We start from the raw sequence: 16,230 nt of genomic DNA, 5'->3' as shown, positions 1-16,230 counted from the left end.
CCGGGCGCACATGCGTGACTGCCCTCATGGGCAGACTACCCACGACCAAGGTTGCCGATACCAGCGGTACCGCCATCAGCCGGCGGTTTTCCGGACCCCATCGCTCACTTTTCCGGCGACGATGTGAAGCAACGCACCCGCTGCAAGCAGGATGGCGGCGAACCCCCACACCTTGGCGCTCTGCTGGGTGAGCAGAAGCACACACGATGCGACACCCAGAATCGGCACCACCGTCCACACGCGGAAGTGGTCGTGCTCGACGGTGTCACGCCGCAGCACCAGCACCGCAAGGTTCGTCGAGATGAAGACGAAGAGCAAGAACAGCACCACCGTTTCGGCGAGGGTTGCCAGGTTGCCGACCAAGCTCAGAAGCATGGCGGCCACGGTCGTCGTCACGATCGCGGCCCAGGGTGTGCGCCGCTTCGGCAGCACCTTGCCGAGGATTCCGGGCATCAGGCCTTGCTCGGCCATGCCGTAGGTCAGCCGACTGGACATGATCATCGTCAACAGCGCTCCGTTGGCGACCGCGATCAATGCGATGAGGCTGAAAAACCAGCTTGGAATCGCCACTCCAGACTTCTCGACGACAGCCAGCAACGGACCCGACGACCCGGCGAGCTCACCGGGCGGCAACGCGATGACGCTTGCGAGCCCCACGAGTACGTAGACCACCCCGGCGGTGATGAGCGCCGCGAACAAGGCCCGGGGATACACCCTGCTGGGGTCGCGGATCTCTTCGACGACGTTGGCTGACGTCTCGAAGCCGACGAACGAGTAGTAGGCAACGATCGCGGCCCCGAGAATCGCAACCGCCGGGTTGGCTCCGTGCGGCAACTGCACCGCCCGAGTCAGGTCGCCGTCGCCTGCACCGAGCATGACGGCCGCGACCGCGACAACGATGAGCAGACCGCTGAATTCGACGACGGTCATCAGCGCGTTCGACTTGACGGATTCGCTGATCCCTCTGGCGTTCAGACAACCAACCAGCGCCAGGAACACGACTGCGGCCGGTATTGCCGGCACGTGGATGAAAGTGGCTAGATACTCGCCGGAGAAGGCCAGCGAAAGGCCCGCTGCACTGGTCACCCCCGCCGCGAGCATGCAGAAGCCGACCAGAAACGAGACGATCGGCACCTTGAAAGCGCGCTCAGCGAAGACTGCGGCGCCGCCTGCCCGCGGGTATTTCGTCACGAGTTCGGCATACGAGCCGGCGGTGAGCAGAGCGAGCAGAAGTGCCAAGACGAGTGGGGCCCACACGACGCCGTTGACCTTTTGCGCCAGCACACCGATCAACGCGTAGATGCCGGCGCCCAGGACATCGCCGAGGATGAACAGGAAAAGAAGCGGCCCGGTGATCTTGCGCGCCAGCTTCGACGCCGAGAACGCCTCGGGACCCTGTTCGTGTGTTCCCGCTTCCAATGCCATGGCGCCTCCATGCTGCCTAGGTCTGCCCGTGAGGGTCTGGCCCGACATACCCCCTCAGACGCGATTCGACGCCCAGACCGTCCGCCGGTGACCAGTCAGCTGCTCCGCAGCCCGGCGATGAACCGTTGCACGCTTCTGGTCAGCGAGCGCGGTACGTGGTCGGGGTCCATCAGCTCGTTTTCGGCCAGCGGGCTCGCTTCCCCGGCCACGGTGCGCTTGGTGAACGGCCGCAACGTTCGACCCTCTCCGCGAAGCGTCTCGATCGCCTTGAGCAACGACCCGAATTCCTCTGCCGCGCTGGTGAATTCGTCAATGGTCGTCGCCAGGTGTTCGGACAACAGCTCGTCACGCACCCGGGTGATCTGGCGGCGCACGTCGGCATGCTCGGCTGCGTGCGGGTGGGCCTCGATGGCCACATCGCATTCGCTGTCGAAGCCCATGGACCGGTTGTTGAAGTTGGACGACCCGATGCGCAGCAGCCGATCGTCGACCACCAGCACCTTGGAATGCACGTAGATCGGGGCGCCGCCGTCTGTCACCGGCCAGTAGATGCCCAAGCGGCGATGGTCGTCGGCGTCCCACAGCACCTGAATGAGTCGATGGCGCGCGCCGTCCATCGTTTCCCGCTCGAGGGGATTGTTGCCTCTTCGGGGCAGGACGATGACGATCTCCGGGCCGTCGTCTTCTTTCAGACGAGCGGCCAACGCATCCACGATGCGCCGGGCAGCCAGGTACTGGTTCTCCAGATAGATGGTGTGGCGGGCTGCCGCGATGGCCTCGAGGTTGAGTGTCTCTACCTCCCGCACCTCTGGGCGCCCGTCGAGTTCCGGCAGCGTGCGCGCGATCCCGACGTCGACGCCGCGCAGGATGGGTGTCAGCTTCGTGGGCCAGGCGACGTGTTTGGGTTCCACTGGCGCCAAGGCCTGCTCCGTTGCGGCGTGCCAGCGGTTCCGGGCCAGCTCACCGAGCGCCCGCGCCGCGGCACCGTCGACCGCCGCGCCGACCTCATGTCGCGGTCCATAAGTACGTCCGACCGTCCGGCGGCCGCTGTTTGCGTGCTCGTGCGCCCGGGTGTCCCATCGTTCGACCGTGAGGTCGATGCCGCCGCAGAAAGCCACCGCATCGTCGACGACAGCGATCTTCTGGTGATGGACGGCACCGGTGGGCCGGGCCCCGTCAATGGCGAAATGTATTCGCCTGCTGGTGATTTGGTTCACGAACGACACCGGGGTGAGCCCGAACCAGATGCCGTCGAAGGCGGGAAGCAGGCGCAGGTTGGATTTCAGGAGATAGACCTCGAGGGTCGGTCGCTTCCACAACATCCAATAGAGGAACGCGCCGAGCTGGTTGGGGCCGGGCAATGTCTTGGCGCCACGCTCGAAAGCCGTGCGGGCGTCGAAGTCCCAGCCGATCAGCATGATCCGGTGCCGCGCCCGCAGCATCGCCGACTTGACGTGCCGGAAGTAGTCGGCGGCGTCCACGATGAACGCGAACTGCTCCGCACGCTCGACGCGCCAGCATGTCTGGCCCAGAGTCAGCAGCCTCCGGTCGCCGTCGCCCGCGGACATGGCGCTGTGTCTATCACAGGCCCTCAGCGGCGGTAACGGTCGACCTGTGCCGCGAATTCGTCGAGCAAGCGCAGCGATTCGTCGTGCGGGCGGGTGGGCAACAGCAGGCCCAGCTGGTCGAACCCTAGTTCGTCGGTGGAGGCCCAATACCCGGGGTCGACGGGCGTGCCGAACATCGCCAGAGGTACGTCGCGGCCACCGAGCTGGCGCATCTGATCGATGCGCTTGGCGAGCCGGTCCACCGGCAGCGGGTTCGATATCCAGCCCGCGTCATGGCGGACCACCCGCTTGACGGTGGCGTCGGAGTCGCCTCCGATGAAGATCGGCGGGTGCGGCTTCTGCACCGGCTTCGGACGAATGAAGGAAGCGTCGAAATCGACGTACTTGCCGTGGTATTCGGCGGGCTCAGTGGTCCACAGCGCCTTGATCGCCTCGATGCGTTCGTCGAGCAATGCTCCGCGCGTCTTCGGGTCCGTGCCGTGATGGCGCATCTCTTCGAGGTTCCACCCGGCGCCGACGCCGAACACGAACCGGCCGCCGGAGATCAAGTCAATGCTGGCGGCCTCCTTGGCGGTGATGATGGGATCGCGCTGGATCAGCAGCGCAACGCCGGTGAACAGTTCGATGGTGGAGGTCACAGCTGCCGCCGCGGCGAGCGTGACGAATGGGTCCAGTGTCCGGTAGTAGACAGACGGCAACTCGCCTCCGCCTGGATAGGCCGACTCGCGGCTGGCCGGAATGTGGGTGTGCTCGGCGACCACCAGCGAGGCGAAACCGCGCTCCTCGACGGCGCGGGCAAGCGATACCGGGTCAATGCTGTCGTCGTTGACGAATGTGGAAATCCCGAACTTCATCTGCACCCTCTTCGACGGTTATGTTGCGGCGGTCCAGTTCCGGCGCTCCGGTTGCGCCGGCCATCTTGCGCAAGCAACGCGTGCCGATGCCACGCTAATCCCGCCCGTCGGGGGGCGGCGCAGCGGCCAACGCAGTAGGGTCAACCAAATCCGTCGGTCCCCGGCAGCAAGAAAGCGCGACACACTTATGACGAGTTCGCTTCGGACTGCAGCATCTGCACTGGTCATACCGGGGGTCATCGCGGGCGCCTTCGCCGTCGCCGGATCGTTCGGACCGGGATACGCGGCCGCCTCGCCTTGTGATCCGCTGGGCCTCGCCATGACACCGCAGCCTGTGCTGTCGTGTCCGAATGCGGTCGCCGCGACGCCGCCCGTCGTAAACCCGGACGGGATACAGCCGAACGGTCAGCTCAGTTATCTGAGGGAGATTTGGCACGAATTCCACAACGGAGTTCCCGCCGATCTGCTCTACGGACCCGCGCCGTCGGACACCGCGCCGGCGCCGGCCGGCGAGCCCGCACCGCCGCCGGATCAGTAGCAGAAGGGCACCGCTGATCGGCAGCGCGTTACAGGGTTTCCTCGAGTTGGCCGAGCCGGTCGGTGAGCCGTAGATTCTCGCCGTAGTCGACCGGGCAGGCGATGATCGACACCGCGTCGTCGTCGAGGGCACCTTTGAGCGTCGGCAGCAGCTCGTCTGCGCTGCCGATCCGATACCCCTTGGCGCCGAACGCTTTTGCGTATGCGATCACGTCCGGGTTGGTGAACTTGACGTTGTAGTGGTCGCCGAGCTCGAGGTCCATCTTCCATTCGATGAGCCCGTACCCACTGTCCTCCCAGATGAGGACGACCAGTGGAATGCGCTCGCGCACGGCCGTCTCGATTTCTTGGGAATTCATCAGGAAGGCGCCGTCACCAACGACGGCCAGTACCTTGGCGTCCGGGCGGGCCAGCTTCACGCCGATTGCGCCCGGAAGAGCAAAACCCATGGCCGACAGTCCATTCGAGATCAGGCAGGTGTTGCTGGCGTAGGTGGGGTACAGCCGGGCCATCCACATCTTGACGGCGCCTGTGTCGACGAGGACCACGTCGTCGCGGCCCAACGCCGCCCGGGTGTCGGCGACGACGCGTTGCGGCGCCAGCGGAAAACGGCAATCCGCTTGGCCGCGGGCGAATTCGTCGACCAGCAGGCCGGCCACCGGAGCGTCGGCGCGATCGTAGCGATGCCCGGCCATCTCGTCGGTGAGCGCGTTCAACGAGGCCCCGATGTCGCCGATGATTCCGACGTCGACCGAGTAGTGCGCGTCGACCTCGGCGGGGAAGCGGTGCACATGGATGACGGCCTTGTCGGCGGTGGGGTTGATTCGCGCCGGATCGAGTTCCTGGAGCTCATAACCCACGGCGATGACCGCGTCGGCGGCGTCGAACCCGAAGTTGGCGTAGTCGTGGCCCATGAACCCGATCGCACCCATGCTGTGTGGATGGTCGTCGGGCATGACGCCCTTTCCGTGAAAGGTGGTCGCGACCGGCACCCCGAGTTCGTCGGCCAACCGGATCAGCGCCGCGGTGGCTTGCCCGCGCGCGGCGCCGTGCCCCGCGAGCACTATCGGGCGTTTGGCGTCGCGCAGCACCGCGGCTGCGCGCTGCACCTGGGTCGGCGAAGGCGCGTCGGGGCGGACCACGTTGCGGGGCAGCGGGGACAGGTCGTAGTCGGTGTCGTCCGCGTCGATGTGTTCGGGCACCGCCAGATACACCGCCGCGGGACGCTCGGTCTCGGCCAACTTGAACGCCTTGCGCACCATTTCCGGGATGGCGCGCGGCGTGGGGACCGCATCGGCCCAGCGGGTGATGGGACGAAACATCGCCACCAAGTCGACGTATTGGTGGGATTCCTTGTACTCGCGGTCGTGGCCCACCTGCGCGGAGAGTAAGACCAGCGGGGTGCTGTTGGTGCTGGCATCGGCCACGCCGAGCTGCGCGTTGATCGCTCCTGGGCCCAGCGTGGTCGACACCACCGCGGCACGGCCCGTGACCCGGCCGTACATCTCGGCCATGAATGCTGCGCCCTGCTCATGGCGGGTGAGCACGTAGCGGATCGACGAGTCGGCAAGCGCCTGCACCAACCGGATGTTCTCTTCGCCGGGGATGCCGAAAACTACCGAAACACCTTCGTTCTTTAGGCATTTCACGATCAGTTGGGCCGGTGTGCTCATCGGCGTGTCACCTCGCTGCTCTCAGGTGGGCCCGGGCCCGCAATCGTTGACGACCTCCGCCGAGGATGGCACAGACCTGCACCTTCGCGCCTCAGTGGTCACACCAGTGAACATGTGTTTCACCACGCACAGATGCCGTAGCGCCGTATTTGCGCTTTGAGTGTACAAACGTTTACTCTTTTCGACGACGCGGGGACGCTTCGCCGCCCCGACCGACGAGTTATGGGGAGCGCACCGATGACGGCTTTCACCGCCGCCGGCTCCGAAGGGGGCGGCGCGGCACTTGACCAAGTGATCGGCCTGACCGCCACCGCTGTGGTGGTCTCCGCGGCGCTGGTCTGGATCGGCTATTTGCACCGTGCCCGGCGCATCACCTGGCTGCACCGCGCAGCCGAGGCGTGCGCGCGTCGGCTGAACCGGCCGGCGTGGGTGGCGCTGCCGGTCGTGGTGTTCGCGGCGAACATCATCTTCGCGCTGTTCGGATTCATCTGGGATGTGAGCCTGCACATCGGCAAGGGCCGCGATCCGGGGCCGCTGGCCAACCCTGCGCACTACTTCATCCTGATCGGCCTGTTCTTGTTGTTCGTCGGCGGCATGCTCGCCGTGGTGCTGCCCTATGACAAACCCGGGCCGGCGGCGGTGCGCATCACGCGCAACTGGTACGCCCCGGTCGGCGGGCTGCTGATCGCCGGGTGCGGCCTGTACGCGTTGATCGGGTTTCCCCTCGACGACATCTGGCACCGCCTGTTCGGCCAGGACGTCACACTGTGGGGCCCGACGCATCTGATGATGATCGGCGGCGCCGGCCTGTCGACGCTGGCTTCTCTCCTTCTCGAATACGAGGCGAGTAAGGCTGCGGGCGCGACCGCAGACGACGACACCTTCGGGCAGCGGATGCGCCAGTACACCCGATTCGGCGGCCTGGTCATCGGCCTGTCGGTGTTTCAGATCGAATTCGACTTCGGGGTGCCACAGTTTCGGCTGGTGTTTCAGCCGATGCTGATTGCGGCGGCCGGCGCGCTGGCGCTGGTGGCCGCACGGCTCAGCTTCGGGCGCGGCGCGGCGATTCTCGCGGCAGTGCTGTCAGTGGTGATACGCGGCGCCGTGGCGCTGGTGGTCGGTCCCATCCTCGGTGCACCGATCAGTTGGTTCCCGCTGTACCTCGGCCCGGCGATCGTCATCGAATTGCTAGCTCTCACACCGCTTTTCGCACGGCCACTGTTGTTCGGCGCGATCGGTGGGCTTGCCGCTGCCACGGCGGGGCTGTGGCTGGAGTCGTGGTGGATCAACGCCGTGTACGCCTACCCGTGGCCGGTGTCGATGTGGCCTGAGGCGCTGGCGATGGCCGTGCCCGTCGCCGTGCTGGCCGGCATGTGCGGCGGAATGCTCGGCATGGTGCTGACGGGCCGGCGGTTGCCGCGCCGCGCGGTCGCCCTCGGAACCGTAGCGCTGACCGTACTGACGATCGGCGCCGCGACCGCCAACGGCCTGCACTACACCGTGCCCGAAAACGCCACGGCCACAATCACATTGACCAACCAGCCGACCAGGCCCGGACAGCTCACCGTGTCCGCCGACATGCGGATCGACCCGCCGGATCTGATCAGCGCCGACCCGCAGTGGGTCTCGATCATGTCGTGGCAGGGCGGACTGACCAACCAGCGCGGCATCATCGTCGACCACTTGCAGCGCATCGGCCCGGGTCATTACCGCTCCACCGAGCCCATCCCGGTGTGGGGCAGCTGGAAGACGCTTCTGCGAGTACAGGACGGCCGCACGATGGCCGCCATCCCGATCTATCTGCCGCAGGACTCGGGCATCGACAAGCCGGCCGAAGGGCTGGCGGTCTCCACCCCACTGGCCACGCCGAGCAAGCCGACGCCTTTCGTGCAGGAAGCCAAGATCTTGCAACGTGAGCGCAACCTCGGCGCGCCGGGCTGGCTGTGGACCGCGGGCTGCCTGGTGGTGCTGGCCTGCACGCTGAGCGTCGTCGCAGCCCTGTGCTGGGGTGCCGGACGGATCAACAACAGCGAGACTGATATTCAGACCCATGCCCGGCCGCCGGTGGCGGCCTGAGAAGAGAAGAGCAACCATGCAGACGCCCTTTAGCCTCGACGTGCCCGAAGACGTCGCGCACGTGCGCGACTGGGTCCACGAGTTCGCCGCCGAAGTGATCCGGCCCGCTGCCGCCGAGTGGGATGAACGCGAAGAAACGCCGTGGCCGTTGATCCAGGAGGCCGCCAAGGTCGGCCTCTACACCCCGGAGTTGTTCGCCGAGATGGCGGCCGAGCCCAGCGGGCTCGGCCTACTGACGGTCTTCGAGGAGGTGTTCTGGGGCGACGCGGGCATTGGCCTGTCGATCCTGGGTACCGGCCTGGCCGCGGCGGCACTGGCCGCCAGCGGCACGCCCGAACAGATCGGCGAGTGGCTGCCGCACATGTTCGGCACTCCCGGCGACCCGAAGATTGCCGCATTCTGTTCGTCGGAGCCAAACGCGGGATCCGACGTGGGTGCCGTGCGAACCCGGGCACGCTACGACGAGGGCGCCGACGAGTGGGTGCTCAACGGCACCAAGACGTGGGCCACCAACGGCGGCATCGCCAATGTGCATGTGATCGTGGCCTCGGTGCACCCCGATTTGGGCACGCGCGGGCAAGCGACGTTTCTGGTGCCGCCCGGCACACCGGGGCTGTCGCAGGGCCAGAAGTTCAAGAAGCACGGCATTCGCGCGTCACACACCGCCGAGGTGGTCCTCGACGACGTCCGGCTGCCCGGCAACATGATTCTGGGTGGTCGCGAGCGCTTCGAGCGGCGAATCGCTAAGGCCCGCGAGGGCAAGCGCACGTCGAGTCACGCGGCGATGATGACGTTCGAACGCACCCGTCCGGTTGTGGGCGCGATGGCGCTCGGCGTCGCGCGTGCGGCTTACGAGTATGCGCTCGACTATGCCTGCCAGCGTGAGCAATTCGGCCGCAAGATCGGCGAGTTCCAGGCCATTGCTTTCAAGCTGGCCGACATGAAGATGCGCATCGACGCCTCGCGGCTGCTGGTGTGGCGGGCAGGCTGGATGCACCGCAACAACAAGCCGTTCTCGTCGGCGGAGGGTTCGATGGCCAAGCTGCACGCCAGCGAGACCGCCGTGTACGTCACCGACGAGGCGATCCAGATCCTCGGCGGCAACGGCTATACCCGCGACTACCCGGTCGAGCGGATGCACCGCGACGCCAAGATATTCACCATCTTCGAGGGAACCAGCGAAATTCAGCGGCTCGTCATGGCCCGGGCGTTGACCGGGCTGCACATCCGCTAGCAATGGGCGGTGATCAGCCCGCCGCGCTGCCGCGGCGGTCGGATCGCGCCGTTCCCCTCGGTGTGTGGCTCAGCTGAAAGAACCTGAACGCCAATCAGTTCCGGCCGCCGTGTCGCGTGCGTCGTGGGCGCTGACAGATCGGCATGAGTCCCGGCGATTATCGCCTGTGTGCAACCGGCAGTGAGCCGCGCCGAGTCAGTGACGTTACGGCCGATAACGATTCCCAACCTCAATGGTTGCGAATCAGTACGCGGGCCTGAGTGCACCGTTTGGAAAATTATTGTTGCCAAGTGCACCGTCGAACGGCCATCAAGCTTCCCCTGCTCATCGCAGCAGGCGCGGCATTGGCGCGAATGCCCCGCGCCGCGGCCGAACCAGGGCGGTGGTCGAGTGAGCGCGCCGACCGCTGGTATCAAGCACAAGGTTGGCTTGTCGGCGCGAACTACATCCCGGCAACCGCCATCAATCAGCTGGAAATGTTTCAGCCGGGCACGTACGACGCGGCACGCATCAACCGGGAGCTTGCCCTGGCTCGGCAAGCCGGTTTCAACTCCGTTCGAGTCTTCCTGCACGACCAGCTGTGGGCTCAGGGGCCCCAAGCCTTTCAGAGCCGGCTCGCACAGTTCGTCGGCATCGCGGCCAGCCACCGCATCAAGCCACTCTTTGTCTTGTTCGACTCCTGCTGGGATCCATTCCCGAAGGCAGGTCCACAGCGAGCGCCGACACCTGGAGTCACGAACTCCGGGTGGGTGCAGAGCCCCGGCGCCGAACGCCTCGGTGACCGCCGTTATGCCGGCGTTCTGCGCGACTACGTCACGGGTGTGGTGAGCCAATTCCGCAACGATGATCGCGTTTTGGGCTGGGACCTGTGGAATGAGCCCGACAATCCCGCGCGTGAGTATCGCAAGGTGGAGAGGAAAGACAAGCAGGAGCTCGTCGCGGCGCTACTCCCCCAAGTGTTTCGGTGGGCGCGCGCAGTCGATCCTGTTCAGCCGTTGACAAGTGCTGTCTGGCAAGGAAATTGGGGAGATGCAGGGAATCGCAGCACAATCAGCGGGATTCAACTGGACAACTCCGACGTGATCACGTTCCACTGCTATGACAAGCCGTCGGCCTTCGAGGCGCGGATCGCTGAACTCTCGCCTTTGGGCAGACCGATCCTGTGCACCGAGTATCTGGCTCGGTCGAGGGGCAGCACCGTAGAGGGCATCTTGCCAATTGCCAAGCGACACAACGTCGGTGCGTTCAACTGGGGCTTGGTGGCCGGTAAGACCCAGACGTATTTCCCGTGGGATTCGTGGGATCACCCGTACACGTCGCCTCCGAAAGTGTGGTTTCACGACCTTCTTCGACCCGATGGACGGGCATATCAGGACACCGAAATTCAAGCGATTCGCAATCTGAGCGGGATAGGTCAGCGCTGAGGCCGGTGAACCTCATTGAAGCCGCACACGACGTCCGAGACAGTGCGGCGTCACTCGCGGAGATTTGCGGCACCATCGCGCCCTCGGCCGCCGGGAGGACACGCGCAGCAATCACCGCGCCGATCAACAATGCGACACCGGTGATCGCTTGCGCGTTACCGATGGCTTGATGCAGGACAGTCTCTGCTCCCGGGACGTGAACCGGCAGCGCGAAATGCGGACCGGCCGCGAAGACGAGAAGAGCGGTGATCAGCAGCGGTCGCCATCGTCGGTATTGCCGGGCGATCACCAGCGGTATCAAGAACACGATGTACACCCAGTGGTGCGTGACCGCCAACGGCGCTGCTAACAGAGCGCCCAGCGCGACGACACCGGTGGCAACGACATGGTGTCCGGCCCGGCTGAACCGCCGTCCCGCAAACACCACTGCGGCCGCGACGGCCACCACGGCAAGCACATACAGCACGTCCATGGCGACACCGTGGAAGCCAAACCTTGCTATCAGTCCAATGACCGCCTGGTTTCCGTCAATTGCCGGTCCGCCTCCACGATCGGTGCGGAAGAACTCGACTCCCCAGAAATATTTCGCGTCTCCAGGGCTCGCGACGACACCCATGACTGCCGTCGCGGCAAATGCGCCCAGCGCCCGGGCAAGCCCCGCACCGTCGCGCCGAAACAGCAACAGCAGGCCGAACGCGGCCGGGGTGATCTTGATGCCTGCCGCAATGCCTATGCCTGCGCCCCGAAGTCGGCGAGGCAGCGCGCCGAGACAGTCGGCGACGACCAGGGCCATCAGCACAATGTTGATCTGGCCGAATGAAAAATTCGATCTAATCGGCTCCAGCAGGAGGGCCGGCCCGAGGGCGGCGACCGCGGTCCAATTGTGCGACGGGACATCGAGGCGGTTGAGGATGGTGCGCAGCGTCCACCACACCAAGAGCAGGTTGATCGCGCTCCACCCGATCTGCAGCGCAGTCGCCGGCACGGCCGCCATCGGCGCGAACAGGACCGCCGCGAACGGCGGGTAGATGAACGGAAACCCCGACGAGCTCGAGAAGCCTTGATACAGCGGCAGATTGTGGCTGAGGGCAGAACCCGCATCCCGAAAGACCGAAAGGTCCATTAGGTATCCGGTCGCAGCTTGTACGAGGTAGCCTGAGCAGGCGGCGACGGCGACAAGTGAGCCGACGAGCCATCCGGCACGACGCCACGCGCGTCGCCGTGACTGAGAATCCGTGCCGGCGTCGTCCTCAGCGGCGACATCGATGACCGAATCCACGATGCGCCCCATACCCGCTACGTCAGGTGGGAAACTCCCGTGCGCGAGTGGCGCAGCACCGCAAGTCTGGGACGACGTGGTCCTGTCGACCAGCGGCATTTTGACCCACGACGCCAGCGCCGACACGGGACGGGTGTCACGGTCATCAACAGCATCGAGAAGTCGATTGCTCAGCTTCGCGTTGGCTCAGCGCTGGCAACAGCGGACCTGCTCGTCTTGAACCCGCTGATGTGGAGCGGCATTCGACGCTTGAAGGACAGCACGGGACGGTTCCTGTGTTCATCACCAGCGACTCGGACCCCTCGCACGCCGAGGCTAATCGGATCTTCGGTGTCGACGTAGTTGTCACCACCCAGATTGCGGCCGGCACGGGGCTGATGCTGGACACGCAGAAGTTCGGCAAGGTGCCTGTGCGAGAGAACATTCGATCCACACCGGCACCAATAACGACGACCTGACCCGCAACCTCATCCGATAAGTGCTCGAAGAGCGCCTAGTGCTGGCCGCCGAACGCCCCGCTGCGGTGCTGGCTATCTCGAATCTCCCGACGTCGCAATGACTCTAGAGTTCACGGTCGACGAGTCCGAAGACGAACCGAAACGAAGGCGCGGCCGGTGTGTCCGTGACGATGATGAGCAAGACACACAGGACGACACCAAAGCCCCCGAGCCGCTGAAGCGGGTAAAGGTGATGCCGCCGTTCCTGGTCGCTCCCGACGGCGTGCAGTACTGGCCTCACGCCGTCGCTGAGATTCCCGAGTCGGTCGCTGCCAACTGGCTGCTTAACGGTCGGGTCGAAGAGGTCGAAGAGTCGGCTTAACGACACTTCTACCGTCCGCTGGCAAAGCGGACAGAGGAATCCGCGTCGGGTCTTGCCATTCCCAGGCGCGGCACCCGCAACGGTCCGGTCTTCCTATCCCGCGTAAGTAAGAACCGTTGCCGGCTCATTCGACTCTGCAGCTAAGTGGATCCAGCAACAGAGTCGCGGTCCGACCGGGGTCGGCTTTCTCGCTACAAGAAAATGGGATGAAGCCGACGACAAACTTGTCTATCCCGCCAGGTGGACGAGCAGTCGACCCCGGTCTACCCAAGACTTTGCCACGCGGTTTGTAGATTATTGGCGCGGTGAATGGGACTTCGGCACCTGTCTCGGCTCAGAAAACGCGAACGGGATGATCTAACTTCCGTCGATCAGCATTGGCGAGTGCCTTTCACCGACTAACCTTCCAGCCCTGATGCGATACGACTGCACAAAGAGGGTGTCCCATGAGATTGCGAAGGGCGGCCGCGACAATCCATAAGCCGTTGCTTGGGGTGGCGGGGTTAGGCGCAGCTGTAGCTGCAGTCGGCGCCTGTGGACCGATTACCGACAGGAACTATCACGGTACAGTCGGGCAACCGGCACCCCTCAGCTCCACCGTTTCCACTGCCGTGCCAGCTTACCCGGTCACCATCACCGCAGCGGCGACGAAGTCAAAACGGCCGACCTGGTGACGCACGGCTATACCGTCAGCTATCAGGCATCGAGCAACTGCCTGATCGTTGTGTCGGTGCAAATCGACGGCAGCCCCGGCGATGTTGTCGTCAACCAGTGCGCTCGCGGTGATGGCCCTGTCAGCGGCACTACGACATATCGCGCCACCGGACGCACCACCTTTCACGTGTCCAACACCGACGGCCAGTGGACCGTGACCTTCACCCCGCTGTCATGACGGCAAGAATTCAGTTAAACGGCATTGGGTGCCCCGGCTCACCTAAGCCTCTAATGCAGCCGCATGGACACCCTTAGCTTCCCAATACGTGAAGCCCGACCTCGTTTACGATAACTCCTGTTATTTGCTTGATGCGTTGGCGTGAGCGGATCGAGGGGCGTCGAGATGGATGTACTCAACGCATGTGTTGGGGTCGCAGGGTTCATTGCCTTGGTGGTGAGTGTCTGGCTTGTAGGTCGTCAAAACGCGAAAGCACAGGCCGCGCTGCGTTTGACGACCGGCAACATGTCGATGGAAGCGTGGATCTCACTTAGTGAGGCATACATCGCTTATCCCCTTCTACGGAGCTACTTCTATGAGGACGAAATGGCACCGCCGCCATTAAGTGACCTGTCACCGGAAAACCGTCTACGGCTTAACGCGATGGCGGAGCTGCTTTTGGATGCGGCAGACACGGAGTTTCGCACGCAAGAGGACTCCTCAATTCGAACCGACGAGTCAGCGCGATCATATTTCGAAACCTATCTTGAGGATGCGTTCCGTCTGAGCGCATTCCTAACGCAGTTCTGCCTGCGTCGACGATCGTGGTTTCACCCTACGATGGTAGAGCTAGCTGAACGAGAGAGTCGCAGACGCGAGATACCGGGGGCAACCCCGCCAGCAACACCGCCGAGCGGAGCGATCACTTCGCAATCAATGTAACGCATTTGTATTCACTAGTCGTTGCGCCTACGGGTGCAGAAACTCGATACCCCCTACTCCGGGCAGTCGTGCAGAACGTGAGTAGTGACGCCCGTCTGCTCAAACAGCTTCGTAAAGATAATCTTGCTTCGCTGCTTCGCTTTCGGCTGGCGCGCAGGCCGTTACCTCGCCGTGGTTTGTGGCGGTTTGCACGGTGACAACGGTGCCGGGGCAGGTGACATACCTCTGTTGCCTGCCCCGGCACTCCATTTGACAGCATTCCTTCAAGAAGGGCGATCCGTCGTCGGCCCACGTGTTGTGGTATGACGACTGCATGTCATCCTCGGCGCTGACGTCATGGCTAGCGTCAAGGCAAAGCGCCCTCGATCGACTGGTCGTAAGCCACCGGACGATTACACAGGGAAAGCCGGGGCGTCAGTGGCAAACGGAGCATATGAACTTCGCCCTCATTACCCGGTTAGCCGCAGAGTTTCAGGGCTACTGCCGTGACCTCCATGATGAGGCGATCGACCACATCACGAAGAACTTGGCACCGCCCGGCTCGGGATTGGTTGCCGTTATCCGGGGCGTCTTCCTTCAAGGACGGTTCCTCGACAAAGGCAATCCCAATTGGTCGAACCTCACCCAAGACTTCAAGCGCATTGGATTAGACCTGCCGCAGTCACTTCGATCGGCGTATCCGGCGCGCTATACGGAATGGCAGGAATCAGTTCAGCGTTTGATGGAAGCGAGAAACGCGATCGCGCACGGTAACGACAAAGAGATCGACCAGTGCCGCCAGGTCCAGCCGCTCACACTACGAACCTTCAAGAAGTGGCGCAGCGCCCTCAAGCGTCTGGTGGATGGCGTTGATGGCGTGGTCGGGGCACACTTGTACTCGTTGACGGGAGTGAGCGCATGGTGACTAGGCGAAGCTACAAGCGTGGCGATCGAGTTCGTGTAAGTATCGGCGAATCGTCCTACGACGCGGTCGTTACGGATATCCGGGGAGACCGCATCTTCGTCACGGTCGATCCTGATTCAGAAGCTCCAATTGACACGTTCTACCACCGAGGGGAACTGGCCGTGACGGCATCCGCGAAGGGTAGCGGCCGGGTCGATAGGTCATAGATGCAGCTCGCTAGGTGGCCTCCCTCAGCCGTGCAGCCGCTCCCTCACGCCGCGAAGTATGGGTCACGATCGATGCCGACCTCACTCGGGGTCAGATCATTCGGGTGTCAGCTCAAGCAGCAGCTCCGATAGCTCAACTCTTGCGGCCGGGAGTGGGCGCTCGACGGTGTAATCGGTAATCGACGGTTTTGCGCAGGTTTTGGTTGTCCATGCGCGGACGGTACGCCGGGACTGGCGTACCGGGGAAGTACGCTCTCTGGCGTGCAACCGCGCGGGCGCATACTAGCGATTAGGCGTTGCTGAGCGCCGCGTCAATGGCGTTAGCCGCCGCTTGCGCGCTGGCCCGGTCCAAATGACCGTAGATGTTGACTGTGGTCTCGATGGATTCATGTCCTAGGTGACGTTGGATCACCGGAAGCGGGACGCCAGCCGCGATCATCCACGACGCACAGGTATGGCGTAGGTCGTGGATACGGGGCTTCTTCTTGAGGCCGTTCTCCATCGCCTTCGCGACCGAGGGATACCAGACGTTCGCGCGCCATGAGTACAGACGGACAGGTCCGGCATTGGAGCCGACGAAGAGCCACTCGTTGCCGTAGTCCAGTTGATCCAGCACCGCGTTCGGGACGTTGATGGT

General features: G+C 64.1%; 13 protein-coding genes and 1 pseudogene. 8 read left to right on the top strand and 6 right to left on the bottom strand.

Annotation, left to right across the window (positions count from 1 at the left end; translation table 11 throughout):
- Positions 1 to 75: 75 nt before the first annotated feature.
- The 3 genes from AC5Y39_RS04625 to AC5Y39_RS04615 form a co-directional block, all read right to left on the bottom strand.
- Complete coding sequence (locus AC5Y39_RS04625) at positions 76 to 1,425, bottom strand: APC family permease (RefSeq protein WP_500016144.1); 1,350 nt, start codon at positions 1,423 to 1,425, stop codon at positions 76 to 78.
- A 95-nt stretch (positions 1,426 to 1,520) separates the two neighbouring features.
- Positions 1,521 to 2,993, bottom strand: coding sequence for a phospholipase D-like domain-containing protein (locus tag AC5Y39_RS04620; protein ID WP_500016143.1), 1,473 nt, complete (start codon positions 2,991 to 2,993; stop codon positions 1,521 to 1,523).
- Positions 2,994 to 3,016: 23 nt separating this feature from the next.
- Entirely contained in the window at positions 3,017 to 3,847 is an 831-nt protein-coding gene (locus tag AC5Y39_RS04615; RefSeq protein WP_500016142.1) for an LLM class F420-dependent oxidoreductase, read from the bottom strand.
- A gap of 319 nt (positions 3,848 to 4,166) precedes the next feature.
- Here AC5Y39_RS04615 and AC5Y39_RS04610 point away from each other — a divergent pair, with 319 nt between their 5' ends.
- Entirely contained in the window at positions 4,167 to 4,385 is a 219-nt protein-coding gene (locus tag AC5Y39_RS04610; protein ID WP_500016141.1) for a hypothetical protein, read from the top strand.
- A 28-nt stretch (positions 4,386 to 4,413) separates the two neighbouring features.
- On the opposite strand, the gene AC5Y39_RS04605 is transcribed toward AC5Y39_RS04610, so the two are convergent.
- Positions 4,414 to 6,057, bottom strand: a complete 1,644-nt coding sequence (locus AC5Y39_RS04605; RefSeq protein WP_500016140.1) for an acetolactate synthase large subunit — start codon at positions 6,055 to 6,057, stop codon at positions 4,414 to 4,416.
- A 222-nt stretch (positions 6,058 to 6,279) separates the two neighbouring features.
- Here AC5Y39_RS04605 and AC5Y39_RS04600 point away from each other — a divergent pair, with 222 nt between their 5' ends.
- The 3 genes from AC5Y39_RS04600 to AC5Y39_RS04590 all read left to right on the top strand — a co-directional run bounded on the left by AC5Y39_RS04600 (position 6,280) and on the right by AC5Y39_RS04590 (position 10,791).
- Positions 6,280 to 8,133 carry a hypothetical protein gene (locus AC5Y39_RS04600; protein WP_500016139.1) on the top strand — a complete coding sequence of 618 codons (1,854 nt, stop codon included), beginning with the start codon at positions 6,280 to 6,282 and terminating at the stop codon, positions 8,131 to 8,133.
- A gap of 16 nt (positions 8,134 to 8,149) precedes the next feature.
- Positions 8,150 to 9,367 (top strand): acyl-CoA dehydrogenase family protein, encoded by a 1,218-nt coding sequence (locus AC5Y39_RS04595; RefSeq protein WP_500016138.1) that lies wholly within the window; start codon positions 8,150 to 8,152, stop codon positions 9,365 to 9,367.
- Between the two features lie 290 nt (positions 9,368 to 9,657).
- Positions 9,658 to 10,791: a glycoside hydrolase 5 family protein gene (locus AC5Y39_RS04590; RefSeq protein ID WP_500016137.1), complete on the top strand. Its 1,134-nt coding sequence runs from the start codon at positions 9,658 to 9,660 to the stop codon at positions 10,789 to 10,791.
- Positions 10,792 to 11,140: 349 nt separating this feature from the next.
- Here the strand turns inward: AC5Y39_RS04590 and AC5Y39_RS04585 are convergent.
- Positions 11,141 to 11,914: pseudogene (locus tag AC5Y39_RS04585) on the bottom strand (glycosyltransferase family 87 protein); the annotation flags it as partial.
- Positions 11,915 to 12,345: 431 nt separating this feature from the next.
- On the opposite strand from AC5Y39_RS04585, the gene AC5Y39_RS04580 reads away from it, so the two are divergent.
- From AC5Y39_RS04580 to AC5Y39_RS04565, 4 genes are all read left to right on the top strand, one after another.
- Positions 12,346 to 12,528 carry a hypothetical protein gene (locus AC5Y39_RS04580; protein WP_500016136.1) on the top strand — a complete coding sequence of 61 codons (183 nt, stop codon included), beginning with the start codon at positions 12,346 to 12,348 and terminating at the stop codon, positions 12,526 to 12,528.
- A 97-nt stretch (positions 12,529 to 12,625) separates the two neighbouring features.
- Positions 12,626 to 12,889 carry a hypothetical protein gene (locus tag AC5Y39_RS04575; RefSeq protein WP_500016135.1) on the top strand — a complete coding sequence of 88 codons (264 nt, stop codon included), beginning with the start codon at positions 12,626 to 12,628 and terminating at the stop codon, positions 12,887 to 12,889.
- Positions 12,890 to 13,559: 670 nt separating this feature from the next.
- A complete protein-coding gene (locus AC5Y39_RS04570) occupies positions 13,560 to 13,781 on the top strand; it encodes a hypothetical protein (RefSeq protein WP_500016134.1) in 222 nt (73 codons plus the stop codon).
- Positions 13,782 to 14,916: 1,135 nt separating this feature from the next.
- Positions 14,917 to 15,387, top strand: a complete 471-nt coding sequence (locus tag AC5Y39_RS04565) for a HEPN domain-containing protein (RefSeq protein WP_500016133.1) — start codon at positions 14,917 to 14,919, stop codon at positions 15,385 to 15,387.
- Between the two features lie 495 nt (positions 15,388 to 15,882).
- Here AC5Y39_RS04565 and AC5Y39_RS04560 read toward each other — a convergent pair.
- Positions 15,883 to 16,230: tyrosine-type recombinase/integrase (locus AC5Y39_RS04560; protein WP_500048145.1), on the bottom strand; the 348-nt coding region annotated here is incomplete at its 5' end.

The organism is Mycobacterium sp. NGS39, assembly GCF_059812765.1.
Note: the sequence above shows the minus strand (reverse complement) of the source record. Positions and strands in the feature narration are given on the sequence as shown.

Coding starts and splice junctions, on each gene's coding strand:
- AC5Y39_RS04595 (WP_500016138.1), top strand. CDS start 8,150: ATGCAGACGCCCTTTAGCCTCGACGTGCCCGAAGACGTCGCGCACGTG.
- AC5Y39_RS04565 (WP_500016133.1), top strand. CDS start 14,917: ATGAACTTCGCCCTCATTACCCGGTTAGCCGCAGAGTTTCAGGGCTAC.
- AC5Y39_RS04600 (WP_500016139.1), top strand. CDS start 6,280: ATGGGGAGCGCACCGATGACGGCTTTCACCGCCGCCGGCTCCGAAGGG.
- AC5Y39_RS04620 (WP_500016143.1), bottom strand. CDS start 2,993: ATGTCCGCGGGCGACGGCGACCGGAGGCTGCTGACTCTGGGCCAGACA.
- AC5Y39_RS04625 (WP_500016144.1), bottom strand. CDS start 1,425: ATGGCATTGGAAGCGGGAACACACGAACAGGGTCCCGAGGCGTTCTCG.
- AC5Y39_RS04610 (WP_500016141.1), top strand. CDS start 4,167: ATGACACCGCAGCCTGTGCTGTCGTGTCCGAATGCGGTCGCCGCGACG.
- AC5Y39_RS04615 (WP_500016142.1), bottom strand. CDS start 3,847: ATGAAGTTCGGGATTTCCACATTCGTCAACGACGACAGCATTGACCCG.
- AC5Y39_RS04605 (WP_500016140.1), bottom strand. CDS start 6,057: ATGAGCACACCGGCCCAACTGATCGTGAAATGCCTAAAGAACGAAGGT.
- AC5Y39_RS04575 (WP_500016135.1), top strand. CDS start 12,626: ATGACTCTAGAGTTCACGGTCGACGAGTCCGAAGACGAACCGAAACGA.